Raw genomic sequence first — 20481 nt, forward strand, 5'->3', positions numbered from 1 at the left:
CACCCTACGAGGCAGAAAAGGGCATATCGGACTTGCAGACCTTACGAAACGCGGACGTCAGGGGCCGGGGAGAGCCGGAACGCGCGTCCCGCGGGCGCCGGATGCGACGCTGGCCGTATGCAGTCACCACCCCAGGAACCCGAGCGCGACACCCTCCGGGTGCTCGTCGTGGACGACGACCCGACCGTCGCCGAAGTCGTCGCGGGCTACCTCGAACGTGCGGGCCTCGCCGTCGACCGTGCCGAGGACGGCCCCGCGGCGCTGGCGTGCGCGGCGGCCCGTCGGCCCGATCTGGTCGTCCTCGACCTCATGCTGCCGGGCATGGACGGCCTGGAGGTGTGCCGTCGGCTGCGCGCCGAGCGGCCGGTGCCGGTCATCATGCTCACAGCCCGCGGTGACGAGGACGACCGGATCCTCGGCCTGGAGATAGGGGCCGACGACTACGTCACCAAGCCGTTCAGCCCCCGCGAGCTGGTCCTGCGCGTGGAGTCCGTGCTGCGGCGCAGCCGGGCGTCGGCGCCGAAGGGTCCCGCCGCACCGCTGCGGGCCGCGGGTGTCGGCGTGGACGAGGCGGCCCGGCGCGCCACCAAGGCGGGCACCGAACTCGCCCTGACGGTCCGCGAGTTCGACCTCCTCGCCTTCTTCCTGCGCCACCCCGGACGGGCGTTCGCCCGCGAGGAGCTGATGCGCGAGGTGTGGGGCTGGGAGTTCGGCGACCTGTCGACCGTCACGGTCCACATCCGCCGACTGCGCGGCAAGGTCGAGGACGACCCGGCAAGGCCCCGGCTGATCCAGACGGTGTGGGGCGTCGGCTACCGCTTCGACGCGGTGGACGGCCCGGAGCAGGACCACCCCCGACCGTCACGAGCCGAAGGCTGACCCCCGTGCAGGACATTCTCCTCATCGCCCTGTTCGCCTTCCTGGGGGCCGCTGCCGCCGGGCTCCTCGGTGCGCTGGCCCTGCGGCTGCTGCGGCACCGCTCCCTGGTGGTGTCGCTGACGGTCGTCGCGGCGGTCGCGATCCTCGCCATGCTCGCGGGGACCCTCTCCGTGGCCTGGGAGATGTTCCTGTCCCCGCACGACCTGACCGTCGTCACCATCGTGGTCGCCATGGCCGCGGTGGTGTCGCTCGCCACCGCGCTGGTGCTGGGCCGCTGGGTGGTCGCTCGCAGCAAGGCCCTCACTCTGGCGGCCCGCACCTTCGGCGACGGCGGCAGCTTCGCCGCCCCGCCCGAACCGGTCAGTGCGGAACTCGCGGAGCTGACAAGGGAGTTGGAGGCGACCAGCGCCAAACTCGCCGAGTCCCGCGAGCGCGAGCGGGCCCTGGAGAGCTCACGCCGCGAACTGGTCGCCTGGATCTCGCACGACCTGCGCACCCCGCTCGCCGGTCTGCGCGCCATGTCCGAGGCGCTCGAGGACGGCATGGCCGCCGAGCCCGACCGCTACCTGCGGCAGATCCGCACCGAGGTCGAATGCCTCAACTCCATGGTGGGCGACCTCTTCGAACTCTCCCGCATCCACGCGGGCGCGCTGGCCCTCTCCCCGTCCCGCATCTCCGTCTACGACCTGGTGGGCGACGCCCTCGCGGGCGCCGACCCGCTCGCCCGCGAGCACGGCGTACGCCTCGTCGGCGACGGCGTGGAAGCGGTGCCCGTCGAGGTCGACAGCAAGGAGATGAGCCGTGTCCTCGGCAACCTGCTGATCAACGCGATCCGCCGCACCCCGGCCGACGGCACCGTCGCCGTGGCCGCGCAGCGTTCACCCGACGGCGTGGTCCTGTCCGTGACCGACGGCTGCGGCGGGATCCCCGAGGAGGACCTGAGCCGGGTCTTCGACACCGGCTGGCGCGGCAGCCACGCCCGCACCCCGCCCGCGGGCGCGGGCCTCGGTCTCGCGATCGTGCGCGGCATCGTCGAGGCGCATCAGGGCTGGGCCGCCGTCCGCAACGTGGACGGCGGCTGCTGCTTCGAGGTCACGCTGCCCGCGGCGGGGTCCTGAGGGGCGCCTTCGCGAACTCGGCCATGCCCTCCGCGAACCCCACCTCGGGCCGCCAGCCCAGCTCCGCACGCAGCCGCCCCGAGTCCGCGGTGACATGGCGTACGTCACCCAGCCGGTACTCTCCGGTCACGACCGGCTCGGGGCCGCCGAAGGCCTGCGCGAGCTCCCGCGCCATCTCCCCGACGGTGTGCGGTTCGCCGCTGCCGGTGTTGTACGCCGTGAACGTCCCCGCGGCCCGTTCACGCACCGCCTCCAGGGCGATCGCGTTGGCCTCGGCCACATCGCGTACGTGCACGAAGTCCCGGCGCTGACAGCCGTCTTCGAAGACGCACGGTGCCTCGCCCCGTTCGAGCGAGGAGCGGAAGAACGAGGCCACCCCGGCATACGGGGTGTCGCGCGGCATGCCGGGGCCGTACACGTTGTGGTAGCGCAGGGACACCGCGCCGCCCTCGGTGTTCCGAGCCCACGACGCGGCCAGATGCTCCTGTGCGAGCTTGGTCGTGGCGTAGACGTTGCGTGGATCGACGGGCGCGTCCTCGCCCACCAGACCGGGCCGCAACGCCGATCCGCAGTCGGGGCACCGGGGCTCGAACCGCCCGGCGTCGAGATCGGCCGCGGCCCGCGGGCCCGGTCGCACGACACCGTGCCGGGCGCACTCGTAACGCCCTTCCCCGTACACCACCATCGACCCGGCGAGCGTCAGGTGCCGTACTCCGGCCTCGGCCATCGCGGCAAGCAGCACCGCCGTGCCGAGGTCGTTGCAGCCGACATACGCGGGCGCGTCGGTGAAGTCCTTGCCGAGGCCGACCATCGCCGCCTGATGACAGACCGCGTCCACTCCGCGCAGGGCGTCCGCGACCGCGTCCCGGTCCCGGACGTCCGCGACGATCCACCGCTGGTCCGCGGGCGGCTTCGGCGGCCGGGTGTGCGCGGAGGCCAACAGGGCGTCGAACACGACCACTTCGTGCCCCCGGTCCATGAGTGCCTCGACGACGTGCGATCCGATGAACCCGGCTCCGCCGGTGACTAGTACGCGCATGCGGGCCAGGCTAGGGCCGCCGAGCCGGGGTGCCGGTGTCCGACGGGCGTTCGTCATGGGTCCGTAAGGACCTGGCGCCCCAGGCGGTGTCCATCCCCGTACGCGACCGCCTGCCTTGCAGACCGCTTGACGCTCCGCTCGCGTTCCGTGCCAGCCGGCCACAACCCCCGGCTGTGAGACTTCCCGGCGAAGCCATCCGCAAAGGAGCTCGCCTCATGTCCACATCCTCGGCAGCACCCCCTCACGGCACAGGCAGGACGGCACAGTGGGTCAGGGCGGACCGTGACCGGCTCATTCACCCGAACCTCCCGAGCGGCAGGACGGACCGCACCGTCATGGTCGAGGGCCATGGGTGCTACGTACGCGACAGCTCAGGGCGGCAGTATCTGGACGCCACCGCGGTGCTCGGCATGATGCAGGTGGGGCACGGACGGGACGAGATCGTGGCGGCCGCCGCCGCGCAGATGGGCACCCTGGAGTGCTTCCACCTCTGGGAGTCCATGAGCAACGACAAGGCGATCGAGCTGGCCGTACGGCTGACCGACCTCGCCCCCGACGGCCTGGACCGCGCGTTCTTCACCAGCGGCGGAGCCGAGGGCAACGAGATCGCCCTGCGCATGGCGCGGTTCTTCCACTACCGCGGCGGCGAGCCCGAGCGGACGTGGATCCTGTCCCGCAAGACCGCCTACCACGGCATCGCCTACGGCGCGGGAAGCGTCTCGGGGCTGCCCGTGTACCACGAGGGCTTCGGCCCCCAACTGCCGCACGTGCACCACCTCACGGCACCCGACCCCTATCAGACGGCCGCCTACGACGGTGAGGACGTCACCGAGTTCTGCCTGCGCGAACTGCGGGAGACCATCGAGCGGATCGGCCCCGAACGGATCGCGGCGATGATCGGCGAACCGGTCATGAGCGTCGGCGGCGCCGTCATCCCACCGCCGGACTACTGGCCCCGGGTCGCCGAACTGCTGCGCTCCCACGGCATCCTGCTCATCTTCGACGAGGTGGTCACGGCCTACGGCAGGACCGGGCACTGGTTCGCCGCCGAACACTTCGGAGTCCGGCCGGACCTGCTGGTCACGGCGAAGGGCATCACGTCCGGCTACGTCCCGCACGGCGCGGTGCTCGTCACCGAGGACGTGGCGGCCGCGGTGACGGCCGCCACCGGCTTCCCCATCGGGTTCACGTACACCGGTCACCCCACCGCCTGCGCGGTCGCCCTCGCGAACCTGGACCTGATCGAAGGGGAGAAGCTGCTGGACAACGCGACGACGACCGGCGGCTACCTCGCCGAGCGGCTGTCGGCACTCCTGGACCTGCCCGTCGTCGGCGACGTCCGCCAGCTCGGCCTGATGCTCGGCATCGAACTCGTCGCGGACAAAGCGGCGCGGACCCAACTGCCCACCGGGACGACGCCGGTGGCGCAGGCGCTGCGGGAGGAGGCCGGCATCATCCTGCGCGGCAACCCGCGGTCCCTTCTGATCAACCCTCCCTTGGTGATGGACCGCTCCACGGCGGACGAACTGGCCGACGGACTCCACTCGGTCCTCGCTCGCGTCGAGCCCGATGGCCGGGTCCGGCCCTAGACGGGTCCGGCTCTAGACGGGTTCGGCTCTAGACGGGGCCGGCCCCAGAAAGGAACAGCCCATGTCGCTCTTGGACCTCACCCCGGACGAACTCCTCACGACCACCCGCTCCGTACGCAAACGGCTCGACCTGAACCGGCCGGTGCCGCTGGACCTCGTCAAGGAATGCATCCGCGTCGCCCTGCAGGCCCCGTCGGGAAGCAACCGGCAGAGCTGGCACTGGCTGGTCGTGACGGACGCGCGGCAGCGGGCCGGGATAGGCCGCTACTACCGGCGCGCGGTGCGGGAGTACCTGAAGTCGGAGGGGACGTGCGGATCGCTGTTCCCCGAGGACCCGGTACGCCACGCGGTGCAGCAGCGCGTGGGCGACAGTGTCGCCCACCTGGGCGACCACATGGCCGAGGTGCCCGTCCACGTCATCCCCTGCCTCGACGTGAGCGACGCCCCCGAGTACAACGAGGCCGGCAAGTGGGGGTCGATCATCCAGGCCGCGTGGAGCTACATGCTCGCCGCCCGTGCGCGCCGGCTCGGGACCGCCTGGACCACCTTGCACCTGATGTACGAGAAGGAGATCGCGGAACTCCTCGGTCTTCCGGACGGCGTCGCCCAGGCGGCACTGATCCCGACGGCGTTCTCCGTCGGCACGCGGTTCGGGCCCGCCCCCCGCCAACCGCTGGAGCAGGTGCTCCACATCGACACGTGGTAGGCGCGGGAGTGGAGGGAGGAGCGGACGCATGAAGGCCGAGGAGGAGACACATGAGGACGTACGACGGCTCACCTCTGCCGACGCGCAGACTTGGTGAAATCCAGGTCCCCGCACAGGGGTTGGGCTGCCTGAGCATGACCTCCTTCTATGCGCGGGCCGACCCCGCCGAGGCCCTGGCCACCGTGCACCGCGCCATCGAGCGGGGCGTCACCCTGCTCGACACGGCGGACGTCCAAGGACTCGGAGAGGGCGAGAGGCTGCTCGGGAAGGCCGTCGCGGGGCGAAGGGACCGCGTGCTGATCTCCACGAAGGTCGGCCTGGAGCGCGACCGCGACGGGGAGTTCCTCGGCGTGCGGGGCGACCGGAGCTACATCCGGGAGCGCTGCCACGGTTCGCTGCGCCGCCTCGGCGTCGACCACCTCGACTTCTACGTCAAGCACTGGGCGGCTCCGGGCGAGCGGATCGAAGAGGCCGTCGGGGCCCTCGCGGAACTCGTCGCCGAGGGCAAGGTGCGCCACGTGTGCCTGTCCGAGGTCTCCGCCGACACCGTCCGCCGCGCCCATGTGGTGCACCCGATCACCGCTGTGCAGAGCGAGTGGTCGCTGTGGAGCAGGGGCATCGAGGCCGAAGTGCTTCCCGTGTGCCGGGAGTTGGGGATCGGTGTCATCGCCTCGTGCCCGTTGGGCCGCGGCCTGCTGACCGGGCGCATCGCCTCGGTCGCCGACCTCGGCCCCCCAAAGGACTTCCGGCGCACGCTGCCCCGCTTCGACGCCCCCAACCTCGTACGCAACCGCATGATCGTGGAGGCCTTGCGGCCGCTGGCCGCGCGCCTCGACCTGAGCGTCACCCAGCTCGCCCTGGCCTGGCTCCACCACCAGGGCGACGACGTCGTGCCCATCCCGGGCACGGCGCGCCGCGACCACCTGGAGGAGAACCTCGGCGCCGCCTTCGTCGAACTGACCGCCGAGGAGCGGCAGACCGTGATGGCCGCAGTGCCGCCCGCGGCCGTCCACGGCGAGCGGTATCCGCCTTTCCTGATGCGGCTCGTCGACAACTGAGCCGATAACTGAGCCGGCAACCGCGCCGACCACTGAGCCAGCCATGTCACAGGCACCAGAAGAGGGACGAGAGAGCATGAAATTCCTGCAACTGGACCACGACGTCTGCGGAAAGCTCCTGCCCGGCCTTGCCGACCGCCTTGCCGACGTGCCGTTCGACGAGCTGGAGTCCCCGGAGAGCCCGGCCATCGCGCTGTTCAAGGAGTACGGCGGCACCAATCTCCTGATCCCCCGCGAGCACGGCGGGATCGGGGCGTCAGCGCTCGAAGCCGTCCGGGTGATCCGCGCGCTGGCGTCGCTCGCTCCGTCCTTGGCGGTGGCCACCGCGATGCACCACTTCTCGGTCGGCATGCTGTTCTCCGTGGGTCCGCTCTACGAGAGCAGTACCGGCATCCGCACCTCCGTGCTCGACGTGGTCGCGAAGAACCGGTCGCTCATCGCGTCGGGCTATGCGGAAGGCCGCTCGGGCCACGGCATTCTCAGCCCGACGGTCGAGGCCCGCGAGACAGCGGGCGGCTACCTCGTCAGCGGCTCCAAGAAGCCCTGCAGCCTGTCGCGTTCCATGGACCTCCTCACCGCGAGCGTCGCGCTGCGCGGGCACGACGGCGAAGCCGAGATGGGTCTCCTGGTGCTGCCCGCCGATACGCCGGGCATCTCGGTCCACGACTTCTGGTCGACGTTCCCGTTGGTCGCCGCGGAGAGCCACGAGGTCCGCCTCACCGACGTGTTCGCCGGGCCGGAGCACATCCTGCGGGCGCCGGCCAACGCCGCCGAGAAGCTGGACGAGCTCAACGAAGCCGGCGTGATCTGGTTCCAGATGATCGTCGCCGCCTCGTACACCGGCGTGGCCAGCGCGCTGGTCGATCTCGTGCTGCGGCATCGGCGCGGGTCGGCGGAGGAACGCGCCCGCCTGTGCCTTCTCATCGAATCGGCGGCCTCCCTGGTGGAGGGGATCGCCCGCAGGATCATGGACGACGACCTGGGCAACGACTGCGCCGCCGCCTCTCTGTTCACCCGCTTCTCCGTGCAGTCCATCATCACCGGGACCGTCGCCCAGGCGGTGGAGATGCTGGGCGGCATGGCCTTCATCACGTCACCGAGGATCGCCTACCTGGCATCCGCCGCGCAGGCCGTCGTCTTCCATCCCCCGTCGCGGTCGAGCATGAGCGAAGCGGTCCTCGACTACTACACGGGCAAGCCGCTGTTCTTCGCCTGACGCACACGTGTGGGGCCGCCGACACCGGCGGCCCCACACGTGTGCGTCGAGTCAGTGGCGCGGCACGAAGTCCACCACGTCGCCGGCCCGTTCCCCGCCGGAGAGCTGACCGTTGCGCTCGGTGCGGATGTAGACCCGGTGCAGCCACCGGTCCTTGCCGTCCCAGCGCGGCGCGAAGGGTGTACGGGCGTGCGTCGTACGGAAGTTGTCCACGATCAGTACGTCGCCGGGGACCAGGTACACGGCCTCGCGCACCTCGTCCAGCGCCTTGGAGAGGACGGCCACGGCCTCGACGTCGGCCGGGTCCTCGGGCGCGAGCAGCTCGCGGTCGTAGCCGAGGAACGGGTCCTGCGGGTCGCCGTAGAGGGGTTTGACGTCGGCGATGGCGCCCGGGTCCTCGACGCCGCCGCGGAAGGCGACATCCACACGGCAGGGAATGGGCCGGTCGAAGAGCCGGGCGCGGGTGGCGTCCGGCAGGAGGGGCAGCGCCCTGCGTATCGAACCGACGAGAGTGGCCGCCTTGCGCTCGTGGTCCGCCCTGGAGCAGGCGAGCATCACGTAGTTGGGCTGGCGTACGTGGTAGGCCATCTCCGTGTGGAACTCGAGCAGGGTCTCGGAGGTCTCGGAGGAGAGGTAGTGCGCGCCGGGGGACGGATAGACGTCGTGGTACACGGTGGCCGAGCGTAGTTCGCGGTAGCCGGTGTGCAGACCGAGGCGGCGGCCCACGATCGCGAGCATGGCCTCCTGGTTCAAAAGCGGCCGGTCCACGGGCGCGGGCGTGCTGTCCGGGGTGCGCGGCAGGGCGTCGTCGTCCTCCACCGGCAGCCCGCGCAGCAGCAGATGCCCGTCGTGGTTGCCGTCGGCGTCGAAGTCGTCGAGCGCCGCGGCCAGCGGGGTGGGGAGCGCGGCGGCGGCCGAGTGCGCCGCGTCGAGGAACCCGTGCAGATCCGCACGGGGTGTCCGGGGCAGTCGCGCGGCGAGCGCGAGCAGGTCCGCTGAGTGCGCGGAGCAGTTGAGCACGGTCACGAGGAAGTCCTTTCTCGGGTACGGGCGCGGGCGTACTGGTACAGCAGCTCCGCGCCGATTTCGGTGGCCAGGACGGCGGTGATGCCGCCGTGGTCGTACAGCGGCGAGACCTCCATGACGTCGAAGCCCACCGGGCGCAGATCGCCGATGCCGCGCAGCAGGGCGAGGACCTCGCGAGAGGTGGGGCCGCCCGGGGCCGGGGTGCCGGTGCCGGGTGCGAACGCGGGGTCCACGACGTCGATGTCCACCGACACGTAGACGGGCCCTTCGCCGACGCCGGCGCGGACCAGCCGTCCGGTGTCCTCGGTGCCGAGCGCGCAGAACTCGTCGGAGGTGACGATCCGTACGCCGTGTCCGCGGGCGTAGTCGAGCGAGTCGGGCCGGGGGTTGTGGCCCCGGATGCCGATCTGCACCATGCGCTGCGGATCGACGAGCTTCTCCTCGATGGCGTGCCGGAAGGGCGTGCCGTGGTGGTACTCGCCGCCGTAGAAGGAGGGGTTGGTGTCGGAGTGCGCGTCCAGGTGCAGCACGGCGACAGGGCCGTGCCTGGCCGCGACGGCACGCAGGGCGGCCAGCGTCAGCGAGTGGTCGCCGCCCAGCATGAGGAAGGCGTCGTTGTCGACGAGCAGGCCGCTCAGCCTCTCCTGGGCGGTCGCCATGGCGATGTGCATGTTGAACGGGGTCAGATCGATGTCCCCGGCGTCGACGCAGTCGATCAGGTCGAAGGTGCCGGGCCCGCGGTCGATGCCCACGCCGTGGATGAGCCCGGACTCGTTCCGCACGGCACGCGGGCCGAAGCGCGCGCCGGGCCGGTAGCTGGTGCCGCCGTCGTAGGGGGCGCCGACGACCACGACGTCCTTGCCCCGTGGTGCCGGGTCGTGCGGCAGTCTCATGAACGTGGGGATCTGGGCGTAGCGTGGCGAGACGGTGGTGTCGATGCGTTCCACGATGCGGTGCCTGCCTTTCTTTCCTTCTGCGTGAGGCGGCCGGTGACCAGCTCGACCACCGCTTCGGTCGCCACCTCGTCCGGATGCCGTCCGTCGACGACGACGTGGTCGAAGAGCTCCGCGACGACGAGTTGTTTGGCCTGGTGTACGAGGTCCCGCGGGACACCGGCGTCCACCAGGAGCCGGGAGAAGGACGACGTGGTGCCCGACCCCTCGTGCACGCCGAGCTTGGGCCGCACGACGACCTCGTGCGGCAGGACGTCGCCCATGGCGGCGCGCAGCACCCATTTGTCGCGTCCGTGACGGCGCTTGAGCCCTGCCTCCAGCGACACCAGGACATCGAGGACGTCGCGGTCCCAGTACGGATGCGTCGACCAGTGGCCGGCCACCGAGGAGAGGGTCGGCGCCATCTCGTTCAGGCCGTCGAACGTGTCCATGTCGCGGCAGACGGCCTCCTCCAGCCGCGGCAGGCGGCTCTCGCGGTGCATGCCGCCGAGCGGGATGTCGGCGCCGTAGCCGGTGAGGATGCGTCGACCCGTGTCGCCCGAGTCGCCGAGCCGCAGGTACAGGGCGGTCAGCGGCAGCAGGTACTCGACGATGTCCGGGTCGAGGCACTCGGCCGCCCAGACCGTGTGCGGAAGCCGGCGCAGCAACTCGGCGGTGGGGACGGTGACTTCCCGGTGCGCGGAGCCGATGTGCCGGGCGACGACGCGCGCCTGGGCGAACTCGTCCGCCTCCTCGGTTCCCATGGACACGGTGTCGACCGGGCCGTCCGAGCGCCGGGCGGCCAGCGCCGCGACCGCCGACGAGTCGATTCCTCCCGAGAGCACCACAAGGGGCGTGCTCCGGCCCGTGCGTGCGCTCACCGCGCGTTCCAGCGTCCGGCGGACGGCGTCCACCGCCTCCTCCTCCGGCAGGATCCGGCGGGCCAACGGCGGTGTCCACGTGCGGTGGGAGACGCAACCCCCGGTGTCCACCTCGATGTCCAGGACGGTGCCGGCCGGGATCTGGTGCGTCCCGGCCCCGCCACGCACGGGCCGGGCGGGGACGGGCCGCCCCCGGGGCGCGGTCCGCAGCGCCTTCGCCTCCGTCGCTGCCAGGACGCGGCCCGGGGCGACGGTGACGTAGAGGGGCACGGAGCCGACGTGATCCGTGGCGAGCACGGCCCGTCCGAAGTCCGCCACGAACGCGGCGAACCGTCCGTTGAGGAGCCGGAAGACATGGACGTCGTAGACGTCGAAGAGCGCGGCGACGAGAGCCGCGTCGCTGCCCGGCGGCGCGCCGCCGGGCAGCAGCCGCACCAGTTCGTCCCGGTTGTACAGCTCGCCGGCGAACACCAGCGTCCTGCCCCCGGCACGGGCGCATGCCTCGTCCGGTGCGCCGGAGTGCAGGACGACGGCGTGCAGGCTCTGGCCGGTCGTCCGCTCCTGCCACTCGGCCCGGGAGCCGAGCGCGGCGAAGACCGCCCGGAGCGGCCTGCCGCCGTCCCTGCGGAGCTCGGCCAGGAAGCCGACGGCGGCGGGAAGGTCCTGCGCCATGACTCAGATGGTCAGGGCGGCGAACCCGCCGGCCTGGAAGTCGTAGTTCACCGGCACCTCGATCAGGAACGGCCGACCGAGGCCCGCGCCCTTGCGCAGCGCGGCGAGCAGCTCCTCACGGCTGGTGGCACGGGCGGCCTCCACTCCGTTGGCGCGGGCCAGCGCGGTGAAGTCGACACCGGTGAACTTCACCGCCGGATCGTGGGAACGGTGGTGGCCGATGTTCTGGTACAGCTCGATGAGGCCGTTGGCGTCGTTGTTGACGACGACGGTGACGATGGGCAGGTTCAGCCGGGCGATGGTCTCCAGATCGGCGCTGTTGGAGTGGAAGCCGCCGTCGCCCGCGATGAGGAAGGTCGGCTGCCCTGGCCGGGCGAGCTGGGCGCCGATCGCCGCGGGGATGCCGTAGCCGAAGCTGGAGCAGCCTGCGGAGGTGAGGAAGCCGAAGGGCTGGTCGGCGCGGGCGAAGAGCACGCCGTAGTGCCGGAAGAACCCGATGTCGGACACGATGGTGCCCTCGCCCGCCTCGGCGGTCTCCTCCATGACGGTGTTCATGGAGTCCATCACCTGGTGCACGCGCAGACCGTCGTCGTAGTGGCGGGGGTCCGCCAGGAACTCGGCGATCCTCTCCCGCAGCGGTGCGATGTCGTGCGGGGTCTTCGCGGCGAGAGAGGCGGTGTGGCGGTCGAGGTGCTCCACGAAGGCCCGTACGTCGGCGACGACGTCGAGGTCCGGTCGGTAGACGCGCGGCACGGGGTTGGCCGTGGGCGACACCCTGACCGTGGTCTTGTCCGTGCCGCGCTGCCACATCGAGGGGCGCAGGTCCTCGGCGTAGTCGTAGCCGAGGGTGAGCACGAGGTCCGCCGGACCGAAGAGGGTCTCCAGGGCGGGGAAGGACAGGATGCCGTCCATGTAGCCGGTGACCGCCCCGTAGTTCAGCTCGTGCCCGTGCGGCAGCACGCCCTTGGCGATGTACGTGGTGATGACCGGAATCCTCAGCCGCTCGGCCAGCGCGCGGACGGCGGGCACGGCACCGGAGCGGATCGCGGCGGCGCCGACGACCAGCACGGGATGCCGCGCCGAGCCGACCAGTTCGGCCGCCTTCGACGCGGCGTCCTGCCAGCCGTCCTCGACCGCACCGAGCGGCTTGGCAGGGACCTTGGCCGCGGCGAGCGGCCGTGAGGTGTCGACCTCGCTGCCGAGCAGGTCGACGGGGAGGGAGATGAAGCTGGGCCCGACGGGTTCGGTCGTCGCTGCGCTCATCGCCGAGTCGACCAAGTCGGTGATCTCGTCCGGGCGTTGCAGCTCCGCCGCGTACTTGGTCATCGGCCGCATGACCGACACCGAGTCGAGGCACTGGTGCGTGTCGTTGGGGAAGATGTCGTGCGACTCGGACTGGGCGGCGAGCGCGACGACCGGTGACCGGTCGAGTGCGGAGGTGGCGACCCCCGTGGCCAGGTTGGTCATGCCGGGGCCCAGCGTGGCCCAGCACGCCTGCGGCCGGCCGGTGATGCGGGCCAGTACGTCGGCGGCGACGCCTGCGGTGAACTCGTGGCGGGTCAGCACGAAGTCGATGCCGTCCGCCTCGTCGAAGAGGATCGACGCGGCCTCGCGGCCGACCACCCCGAACACGGTGCGCACGCCGTGGTCGTGGAGCCTGCGCAACAGGGCGTGGGCGGTGGTCGGGTTGGTGCTGGGGCCGGTGGAGACACGGGACATGGCAGTTCCTCTGCGTCAGGACGGATGGTGGCGGCGCGTGGTTCGTCGCCAGCATGTGGGTGGCGCGGGCATGTGGGTGGCGCGAGCAGACGGGTGGCGCGGAGCCGGGGGACTCCTCGGCGGCCACCGGCCACTGTGCCGAGCGGGCCTTGCAGGGGAGTGTGCGGTCCTCTTGCACGGTCCCTGTGGACGGCTGAGGTGGGGTCGGCACACACTTCGGTGGTGCCGTCCGGTACGCATGCGGGCAACAAACGGGCGCCATCGCCCCGTCCTTCGGGCGCAGCGGCACGCACGCCCGTCCGGTCGGCGGCCCGACAGAGGACACCAGAGCCACCGGAGCGGGCATCCGGAGGACCGTACTCAGGCAAGGCCAGTCACAATGCGCCTCGTTGCGGGCAAGGGCGGCGCCCGTCGGCCGGGAGAAGGTGGGAGGAATCCCGCAGGTCCGGGCCGTGTGCAGGCCCGATCCGGCACCGCAGGGCAGCCGCGCGCCACGCAGAGAGGACCGGATGACGCAGTGGAACCGACGAGCCGTGAGCCCCGTGCCGATGTGCGTGAGCCGGCCGGACCGCCGCCGATCAGCGCACTGGGGTGCCTGTCCGCGCGCAACGACGGCCGGCCTCTGGACCTGGGACCGCCACGCCAGCGAGCAGTCCTCGCCCTGCTGTTGATCGGCGCGGGCAGCGTGGTGTCGGTCGACTCGATCATCTCGAGGATCTGGGGCGACCTACCGCCCGCGACCGCCAACGCGACCTTGCAGTCGTACGTGTCGCGACTGCGCAAGCTCCTCTCCGGCTGCGTGCTCCCCGACGGGTCGAGCCCCCGACTGAACTACCAGCAGCCGGGTTACGCGCTCGTCATCGACCCCGAGCACGTCGACGCGCACCGCTTCGAGAGCGCCGTGCGGGCCGGGAGCCGACTGGTCAAGCGAGGGAGCGTCGAGGAGGCCCACGCCGTGCTGAGCGCGGCCCTGGACACCTGGGCCGGGACGCCGTACGAGGAGCTGAGCGCGTACGACTTCGCCGTGCAGGAGGCCGGTCGGCTCGAACAACTCCGGCTCAGCGCGGTGGAGTCGTGGGCCCAGTGCGCGCTCCGCCTCGGGCGTGAGGAGGACGTGTTGCACCCGCTGGCCCTGGAGGCGAAGCGCAACCCCCTGCGCGAGCGTCTCATCGGGCTGTACATGCACACCCAGTACCGGCTCGGCCGACAGGCGGACGCCCTGCGGACGTACGAGAACACACGGCGCGCCCTCGCCGACGAGATCGGCGCGGACCCGGGCAAGGAGCTGGCGGCGCTGCACGCGGCGATCCTGCGGCAGGACTGCTCCCTGGACCGTGCTCCCGAGGTGCCCCTCAAGGAGACGCGGGCCGACGCGCGGAGCGACCACGCGCCGCCCGCCACGGGGCAGGCCCGCCCCGGGCCCGCCGCCGACTCCGGCCGGATCACCATTCCGCGGCCGCGCTCCCGCACCGGGCGCTGGGGGGACGCGGGCCCACAGGGACGCGGGGACGAGACCGCTCAACCGGTGTTCGTGGGGCGCGAGGCCGAGCTGCGGGCCCTGCTGGACTCCGCCGCCGGCGCGTTCCAGGCATCCGGCCGGGTGGCGTTCGTCGTCGGCGAGGCGGGCATCGGCAAGACGCGGCTGGTCTCCGAGCTCACCCGGACGCTCCCGGACACCGTGCACACCGTCTGGACCTCCTGCTCGGAGAGCGAGGACAAGCCGGACTACTGGCCGTGGACGATGCTGCTGCGTCGGCTGAACCTGCTCTGGCCCGAGCGAGTGCGTCGATTACCCGACTGGGTGCGGCACAGCCTCGCTCCCCTCCTCCCCGAAATGTGCTCGGACATCTGCGATCCGCCCGACCACGAGTCGAGCGCGGGACCGGTGACGGTGCCGCTGTCCAAGGACGCCCGGTTCACCCTGCACGACGCGGTCTGCCAGGCGCTGCTGCGCACCGTTCGCGAGCCGATGGTCCTGGTCGTGGAGGACGTGGACCGGGCCGACTCGCCGTCGCTCGCGCTGCTGAGGCTCTTCGTGGAGCAACTGCGCAGCGTCCCTGTCCTCCTGGTGGTCACCACCCGCACCTTCCAGCTGGCCCACGACGCCGAGCTGCGGCGGGCGGCGGCCGTGATCCTCCAGTCGCTGGACGCGCGGCGGATCCTGCTCAACCCCCTGGACCTGCCGGCCACGGAGGGGCTCGCGAAGAGGACGCTGGGCGAGACCCCGGAACCACGGCTTCTGGAACGGCTCCACCGACGCACCGCCGGCAATCCCTACTTCCTCAGCTACCTGCTCCACGCACGGGCACAAGGGCTCGCCGCGGACCTGGACGCGGCGATACCCCATGAGTTGGTCGGTGTCGTGCTGCAACGCCTGTCGGGCCTGCCGCCGGGGACCCGGCGCGTCCTCGAACTCTGCGCGGTCATGGAGGACGGCTGCGAACGACCCGCCGTCGAGGCGATGCTGCGCCACGAGGGCATCTCCACGGACACGCTTCTCACGGCCCTGCACGGCGGTCTGCTGGAACCCGACCCCTGCGGTGCCGACCGGTTGCGGTTCGTCCATCCGCTGGTGCGCGAGGCGGTCCGCCACGACCTGGAGAACGCCCGCCCGGTGGCGCCCGCCGCCGACGGCGTGACCGCGGTGTCCGCAGGCTAGCCCCCGAGAGCGGCGGGGCGGGGACCGTAGTGCCGATCCATCGCTCGTTCAAGGGAGTTCAAGCGGACGGAGCAGCGGACGGCAAGCGTGGTGTGCCACGGTGATCGGGCAGGCGCCGGGACGGCCGGCACCAGCGACGCGGGAAGGAATCTCCGGTCCGATGTACGCCTCATCCCCCCAAGGTTTCCTCGTCCACCACGGCCGGGCCGGCATCAAGGAAGCACGCCCGGACTTCACTGTGATCGCCTCGGAGGTGCCCGCAGCCGTGAGCGCGGTGTTCACCCGTTCCCGCTTCGCCGGACCCAGCGTCCTGATCAGCCGGGAGGCGGTCGCCGACCGGATCGCACGGGGCGTCGTCGTCCTGTCCGGCAACGCCAACGTCGCCACCGGAGCCGAGGGCCGCCGCGACGCCCAGGAGATCCGTCGTCATGTGGCCGAGTCGATCGGAGCCGACGAGAACGACGTGCTGATCGCCTCGACGGGGCTGATCGGCCACCGCTATCCCATGCCCCTTCTGCGTACGCATGTGGCCTCGCTGCGCTGGCCGTTCCCGGGCGCCGACTTCGACGCGGCGGCGACCGCCATCATGACGACCGACACCCCCCCGAAGATCCGCCGCGCGCGCTGCGGTGACGCGACGCTGGTCGGCATCGCCAAGGGCGTGGGCATGATGGAGCCCGACATGGCGACGCTGCTCACGTTCTTCTGCACCGACGCCGATGTGGGTCCCGCCGTGCTCGACGACATCTTCCGCCGCGTCATGGACCGTACGTTCAACGCGCTGAGCATCGACACCGACACCTCCACCAGCGACACGGCGGCCGTCTTCGCCAACGGTCTCGCGGGTCCCGTGGACCTGGTGGAGTTCGAAAGGGCGCTGGGCGCCGTCGCGTTGGACCTGGTCAAGGACATCGCCCGCGACGGCGAGGGCGCCACCAAGCTCATCGAGGTGCGGGTCACCGGGGCCAGGGACGTGGCGCAGGCCAAGCGGGTGGCCAAGGCCGTGGTCAACTCACCGCTGGTGAAGACCGCCGTGCACGGCGCCGACCCGAACTGGGGACGGGTCGCCATGGCGGTGGGCAAGTGCCGGGACGACCTCGACATCATCCCCGAGCGCGTCACGATCGGCTTCGGCGAGCACGAGGTGTACCCGGGCGATCCGGGCCCCGAGGAGCTGGCGCGCGTCGCGGAGCACCTCAAGAACGACGCCGTCGCCCTGCACGTCGATCTCGGCGTCCAGCCGCGCTCCACGGCCGAGTTCACGGCCTACGGCTGCGACCTCACCGAGGGGTACGTGCGGCTCAACGCGGACTACTCGACCTGAATCCCGCCGATGAACTTCCGCACGGTACTGGGGCGTTGCCCCACAGGAGTCGCCCTGGTGACCGCCCCCGCGGGGCGCCCCGGGGCGGATCCGCTCGGCATGGTCGTCGGCACCTTCACCTCGGTGTCCCTGGATCCGCCCCTGGTCGGCTTCCTTCCCGCGCGCACGTCGACGACCTGGCCGGGCATCCGCGCGGCGGGCCGGTTCTGCGTCAATGTGCTGAGCGCCGGACAGCAGGACGTGTGCGAGGCGTTCGTCGCGAAGTCCCCCCGCCGCTGGGAGATTCCCTACCGCCTGTCGCCCTCGGGCTGCCCCGTGCTGTCCGAGGCCGTCGCGTGGATCGACTGCGCGGTGCACGCGCAGATCGAGGCGGGTGACCACTGGTTCGTCACGGGGGCCGTGCGCGCCCTCGGCCCCGGGCGGCAGGCCCCTCCGCTGGTCTTCCTCGGCGGCCGGTACGGCACGTACGCGCCCCGACCCGCCCCGAGCGACCAGGCGTGGGGATCGGCCACCGCCTGACCCCCCATGGCCCGATGCGCGGCGGTCCCGCGGCCGGAATGACACCTGTGCACGGCGGCCGATTGAACCGCGCGGCCGTGCGCCCCGTACGGAAGTGGTGCGTGGGGGCGATGGACGGCCGATCCGCCTGAACGGGTGTGGATCCGGCCGGAGTTGACATGGGGGAGGGCCACACATGACGGACACGGCCACCGGCCGCGCTGCCGCCGCGGAGGGCGAGGAGCGCCGCCGCCGCATCGTGATCACAGCTCGTCGGACGGGATGCCTCGACGTCACCGCGATCGCCGCCGACCTCGGGGTGTCCAAGGAGACGGTGCGGCGCGACCTGAGCCTGCTGGAGCGACGCGGTCTGGTGCGGCGTACGCACGGCGGAGCGTATCCCGTGGAGAGCACGGGCTTCGAGACGACGCTGGAGTTCCGCACCGGGATGCACGTCGAGGAGAAGGCCCGGATCGCGGCGGCCGCCGCGGAGCTCCTGGGGGATGCCGAGACGGTCTTCATCGACGAGGGCTACACCCCGCAGCTGATCGCCGAGGCGCTGCCCGACGACCGCCCGCTGACCGTGATCACCGCATCCCTCGCCACCGCCCAGGGCCTGGCGGCCCGGCCCCAGGTCACCGTTCTGCTCCTCGGCGGACGGGTCAGGGGCGGCACGATGGCCACCGTCGACCACTGGGCGGCGCAGATGCTGTCCGAGTTCGTCATCGACCTGGCGTACCTGGGGGCCAACGGCATCTCCCGCGAGCACGGCCTCACCACCCCCGACCCGAAGGTCAGCGAGGTCAAGCGGCAGGCCATGCGCTCCTCGCGGCGACGCGTCTTCTCCGGGGTGTACTCCAAGTTCGGCGCGGTCAGCTTCTGCCGGTTCGCCGAGGCGCGCGCCTTCGAGACGATCGTCACGGACACCCGGCTGCCCCGGAGCGAGGCCCGGCGCTACTCGTTGCTCGGACCGGAGGTGCTGAGGGTGTGATCGAGCGTGCGGGGAGCCTCCGTGCGGCGCGCCGCGTCAGGCGCCCCGCCCGGGCACCCCGCACACCCCCCGTACCGCCGCCACGAGTTGCTCCCTGTGCGGCTGGGCCGCGCGGTCGAGTTCCAGGGCGAACGGGAGCACCGTGCCGTCGGGACGGGTGACGCGTCGGGGCGGTGCGGTGAGCGTGAGTTCCTCGGCGGCGGTGCTGACGATCTCGGCCGCGAAGCCGCAGAAGCGGTTGGTGTCGTCGATGACGACCAGGCGGCCGGTGCGGCCTACGGAGGCGGCGAGCCCCGCCCAGTCGAACGGGTACACCGTGCGGGGGTCGAAGACCTCGACGGAGAGCTCGGGCGCGAGTTCGTCGGCGACCGCTACGGCTTCCTGGACCAGATGGCCGACCGCCACCACCGTGACGTCCGAACCCGGGCGCACCACGTTGCCCACGCCGAGCGGTATCGGGCCGAGCGCGGTGAGATCCACGTCCTCGCGGTCCGCGGAGGACGCGGCCGGGGTCAGGACCACCACCGGGTCGTCGTCCCTGATCGCCGAGACGAGCAGACCGTACGCGTCGGAAGGCGTGCTGGGCACGACGGTCTTGAGCCCGACGTGGGCGAAGAGACCGTACGGCTGGTCGGAGTGCTGACCCGCCCAGCCCACGCGGGAGCCGGACCCGGGCACCAGATAGGTGACCGGTACGTTCGCCTGACCGCCCGTCATGAGCGAGAACTTGTGCGCCTGGTTGGCGATCTGCTCGAAGACGAGGAACAGCAGGGACGGAATCTGGAACTCGATCACCGGACGCTGTCCGACGAGGGCCGCACCGGTCGCGAAACTGGTGAACGCCTGCTCGGACAGGGGCATGTCGACGATCCGCTGCGGACCGAACCGGTCCACGAGCCCCTTGGTGATGTTGGCGACGCCCACCCGCACGTCCTCGCCGAAGACGCAGACGTCGGGATCGCGCGCGAGTTCGTCGGTCAGGGCCCGGGAGAGCGCGCCGAGGTAGGAGAGCTTAGGCACGGGCGCTCACCCCTGCCCGCGGACGCAGACCCGTCGCGTACAGATGGTCGAGTGCGTCGGCCGGATCGGGTTTGGGGCTTGCGAGGGCGAACTCTCGTGCGGACTCCAGCACGTCTTCCACCTCACGGTCGATGCGGTCCCTGACCTCGGACGGGAAGCGCTCCGCCTGGATCAGCAGCGGGTCCCGGGAGCGTCCCTCGGCCACTTCCTCCTGGGTCCGGTACCGGACGAACGACCTGTGCTCCCAGGTGTGATGGGCATCGAACCGGTACGCGGTGCACTCCAGGAGCGCGGGGCCGCCTCCCGAACGGGCACGGTCGGCGTGTTCACGCGTGGCGGCCATGACGGCCTCGGCGTCCGTGCCGTCGATCCGTACGGAGGGGATACCGAAGGCGGCGGCACGGCCGACGACGGTGCCGGCGACCGCGTTGTCGACGGTCAGCGTGGCGGCGTATCCGTTGTTCTCGCAGACGAAGAGGACCGGCAGCCGCCATAACGCCGCGAGGTTGAACGACTCCAGGACCACGCCCTGACTGACCGCGCCGTCCCCGAAGAAGCTGACCGCGACGCGGTCGTCACCGGCGCGCTTCGACGCCCAGGCGGCGCCGGTCGCGATCGGGGCGCCCGCGCCCACGATGCCGTTGGCGCCGAGGATGCCGAGGCTGACGTCGGCCGCGTGCATGGAGCCGCCGCGGCCTTTGTTGAGACCGGTGACCCGGCCGGTCAACTCGGCCATCATGGCGGCCGGTTCGGCCCCCTTGGCGAGCACGTGGCCGTGGCCCCGGTGCGTGCTGGTGATGTAGTCGTCGGGGTGCAGCGCCGCGCACACCCCGGCCGCGATGGCCTCCTGGCCGATGTAGGGGTGGATTCCGCCCGCGATCTCCCCGGACCGCACCAGCTTGATGCAGTACTCCTCGAAGCGGCGGATCAACCGCATGGTCCGGTACAGCCGTTCACCTGTCGAGTACTGCTCACTCATGGCGTCAGTCATGGGGTGTCCCTCGAATTCCACATCGGCCAATGCCGCGGATACGGTCCGCCCGCGGTAATGAAACCGCCTCATCCGGTCGACGATATTCCGGTCCGAAGACGCGTCGTGCAGACATGCAGACATGCGTGTCACAGCTGTGGAACCCCAGGATGCTAACCCGCGT

General features: G+C 71.6%; 16 protein-coding genes and 1 pseudogene. 10 read left to right on the top strand and 7 right to left on the bottom strand.

All coding sequences use genetic code 11. The features are described from left to right. The first annotated feature begins 117 nt into the window (after positions 1-117). Together AB0B50_RS01755 and AB0B50_RS01760 are read left to right on the top strand one after the other, a co-directional pair. Entirely contained in the window at positions 118-879 is a 762-nt protein-coding gene (locus tag AB0B50_RS01755) for a response regulator transcription factor (protein WP_362323923.1), read from the top strand. A 5-nt stretch (positions 880-884) separates the two neighbouring features. Then, entirely contained in the window at positions 885-1997 is a 1113-nt protein-coding gene (locus tag AB0B50_RS01760; protein ID WP_362323925.1) for a HAMP domain-containing sensor histidine kinase, read from the top strand. Here AB0B50_RS01760 and AB0B50_RS01765 read toward each other — a convergent pair. Next, entirely contained in the window at positions 1972-3036 is a 1065-nt protein-coding gene (locus tag AB0B50_RS01765; protein ID WP_362323927.1) for an NAD-dependent epimerase/dehydratase family protein, read from the bottom strand. The genes AB0B50_RS01760 and AB0B50_RS01765 overlap by 26 nt on opposite strands. Positions 3037-3251: 215 nt before the next feature. Between AB0B50_RS01765 and AB0B50_RS01770 the strand changes: the two genes are divergently transcribed. From AB0B50_RS01770 to AB0B50_RS01785, 4 genes are all read left to right on the top strand, one after another. Then, complete coding sequence (locus AB0B50_RS01770) at positions 3252-4625, top strand: aspartate aminotransferase family protein (RefSeq protein ID WP_362323929.1); 1374 nt, start codon at positions 3252-3254, stop codon at positions 4623-4625. Between the two features lie 61 nt (positions 4626-4686). After that, positions 4687-5331 (top strand): nitroreductase family protein, encoded by a 645-nt coding sequence (locus AB0B50_RS01775; RefSeq protein WP_362323931.1) that lies wholly within the window; start codon positions 4687-4689, stop codon positions 5329-5331. 50 nt (positions 5332-5381) lie between these two features. Then, entirely contained in the window at positions 5382-6389 is a 1008-nt protein-coding gene (locus AB0B50_RS01780; RefSeq protein WP_362323933.1) for an aldo/keto reductase, read from the top strand. A gap of 76 nt (positions 6390-6465) precedes the next feature. Then, the gene (locus AB0B50_RS01785) at positions 6466-7605 is read left to right on the top strand and encodes an acyl-CoA dehydrogenase family protein (RefSeq protein WP_362323935.1); all 1140 of its coding nucleotides are present in this window, start codon (positions 6466-6468) and stop codon (positions 7603-7605) included. 51 nt (positions 7606-7656) lie between these two features. Here AB0B50_RS01785 and cs1 read toward each other — a convergent pair whose 3' ends face one another. The 4 genes and pseudogenes from cs1 to AB0B50_RS01805 form a co-directional block, all read right to left on the bottom strand. Further along, positions 7657-8631, bottom strand: a complete 975-nt coding sequence (gene cs1, locus AB0B50_RS01790) for a clavaminate synthase Cs1 (RefSeq protein WP_362323937.1) — start codon at positions 8629-8631, stop codon at positions 7657-7659. After that, entirely contained in the window at positions 8628-9578 is a 951-nt protein-coding gene (gene speB / locus AB0B50_RS01795) for an agmatinase (RefSeq protein WP_362323940.1), read from the bottom strand. Before speB ends, cs1 begins: the two co-directional genes overlap by 4 nt. Positions 9579-9631: 53 nt before the next feature. Further along, positions 9632-11116: pseudogene (locus tag AB0B50_RS01800) on the bottom strand (asparagine synthase-related protein); the annotation flags it as partial. A 3-nt stretch (positions 11117-11119) separates the two neighbouring features. Next, on the bottom strand, positions 11120-12835 hold the full coding sequence (locus AB0B50_RS01805; protein WP_362323943.1) for a thiamine pyrophosphate-binding protein: 1716 nt from the start codon (positions 12833-12835) through the stop codon (positions 11120-11122). 517 nt (positions 12836-13352) lie between these two features. On the opposite strand from AB0B50_RS01805, the gene AB0B50_RS01810 reads away from it, so the two are divergent. From AB0B50_RS01810 to AB0B50_RS01825, 4 genes are all read left to right on the top strand, one after another. Further along, positions 13353-15494, top strand: a complete 2142-nt coding sequence (locus tag AB0B50_RS01810; protein ID WP_362323946.1) for a BTAD domain-containing putative transcriptional regulator — start codon at positions 13353-13355, stop codon at positions 15492-15494. Between the two features lie 160 nt (positions 15495-15654). Then, a complete protein-coding gene (gene argJ, locus AB0B50_RS01815) occupies positions 15655-16818 on the top strand; it encodes a bifunctional glutamate N-acetyltransferase/amino-acid acetyltransferase ArgJ (protein ID WP_362323949.1) in 1164 nt (387 codons plus the stop codon). A 9-nt stretch (positions 16819-16827) separates the two neighbouring features. Continuing rightward, positions 16828-17337 carry a flavin reductase family protein gene (locus tag AB0B50_RS01820; RefSeq protein ID WP_362323952.1) on the top strand — a complete coding sequence of 170 codons (510 nt, stop codon included), beginning with the start codon at positions 16828-16830 and terminating at the stop codon, positions 17335-17337. A 175-nt stretch (positions 17338-17512) separates the two neighbouring features. Next, entirely contained in the window at positions 17513-18307 is a 795-nt protein-coding gene (locus tag AB0B50_RS01825; RefSeq protein WP_362323955.1) for a DeoR/GlpR family DNA-binding transcription regulator, read from the top strand. Positions 18308-18343: 36 nt separating this feature from the next. Here AB0B50_RS01825 and AB0B50_RS01830 read toward each other — a convergent pair whose 3' ends face one another. Further along, positions 18344-19327: a transketolase C-terminal domain-containing protein gene (locus AB0B50_RS01830; RefSeq protein ID WP_362323958.1), complete on the bottom strand. Its 984-nt coding sequence runs from the start codon at positions 19325-19327 to the stop codon at positions 18344-18346. Continuing rightward, positions 19320-20318 carry a thiamine pyrophosphate-dependent dehydrogenase E1 component subunit alpha gene (locus tag AB0B50_RS01835; protein WP_362323961.1) on the bottom strand — a complete coding sequence of 333 codons (999 nt, stop codon included), beginning with the start codon at positions 20316-20318 and terminating at the stop codon, positions 19320-19322. The genes AB0B50_RS01830 and AB0B50_RS01835 overlap by 8 nt, the downstream gene beginning before the upstream one ends. Positions 20319-20481 lie beyond the last annotated feature (163 nt).

Origin of the sequence: Streptomyces sp. NPDC041068, assembly GCF_040647455.1 — a bacterium.
Classification (GTDB): Bacteria; Actinomycetota; Actinomycetes; order Streptomycetales; family Streptomycetaceae; genus Streptomyces.